At 63.2% G+C, this 1100-nt stretch carries 1 protein-coding gene; it reads left to right on the top strand.

Annotated features, from left to right (window positions below; all coding sequences use genetic code 11):
- Positions 1–1065 (top strand): putative ABC transporter substrate-binding protein YdcS (gene ydcS / locus UW3_RS27335; RefSeq protein ID WP_010224918.1); only part of this gene is annotated, 1065 nt, incomplete at its 5' end.
- Positions 1066–1100 lie beyond the last annotated feature (35 nt).

Raw genomic sequence — 1100 nt, forward strand, 5'->3', positions numbered from 1 at the left:
GCCGTGGGCGCCGGCGAAGGCCAGCTGGATATCGTCGCCTGGCCGGGTTACATCGAGCGCGGCGAAAGCGACAAGGCCTACGACTGGGTGACCGGCTTCGAGAAGGACACCGGGTGCAAGGTCAGCGTCAAGACCGCCGCCACCTCCGACGAAATGGTCAGCCTGATGACCAAGGGCGGCTATGACCTGGTCACCGCCTCCGGCGACGCCTCGCTGCGGCTGATCGCCGGCAAGCGCGTACAGCCGATCAACACCGCGCTGATCCCCAACTGGAAAAACCTCGATCCACGGCTCAAGGATGGCGCCTGGTACGTGGTCGATAAAAAGGTCTACGGTACGCCCTACCAGTGGGGCCCGAACGTGCTGCTGTACAACACCAACGTGTTCAAACAGGCGCCTTCCAGTTGGGGCGTGGTGTTCGAGCCGCAGAACCTGCCGGACGGCAAGCCGAACAAGGGCCGGGTCCAGGCCTACGACGGGCCGATCTACATCGCCGATGCGGCGCTGTACCTCAAATCGGTCAAGCCTGAGCTCGGCATCCAGAACCCCTATGAACTGAACGAAACCCAGTACAAGGCGGTGCTCGACCTGCTGCGCCAGCAACAGCCGCTGATCCACCGCTACTGGCATGACGCCACGGTGCAGATGAGCGACGTCAAGAACGAAGGCGTAGTCGCCTCCAGCTCCTGGGGCTACATGGTCAATGGCCTGCAGGCCGACAAGCAACCGGTGGCCTCGACCATTCCCAAGGAAGGCGCCACTGGCTGGGCCGACACCACCATGCTGCATAGCGAGGCCAAGCACCCCAACTGTGCCTACAAGTGGATGGACTGGTCGCTGCAGCCCAAGGTCCAGGGTGATGTAGCGGCCTGGTTCGGCTCGTTGCCAGCGGTGCCGGCGGCCTGTACCGGCAGCGAGCTGCTGGGCGCCGAAGGCTGCAAGACCAATGGCTTTGACCAGTTCGACAAGATCGCCTTCTGGAAAACCCCGCAGGCTGAAGGCGGCAAGTTCGTGCCGTATAGCCGCTGGACCCAGGACTACATTGCGATCATGGGTGGGAGGTAAGGCCCTATCGCCGGCAAGGCCGGCTTGTGTCTTGA

Origin of the sequence: Pseudomonas donghuensis, from assembly GCF_000259195.1 — a bacterium.
Classification (GTDB): domain Bacteria; phylum Pseudomonadota; class Gammaproteobacteria; order Pseudomonadales; family Pseudomonadaceae; genus Aquipseudomonas; species Aquipseudomonas donghuensis.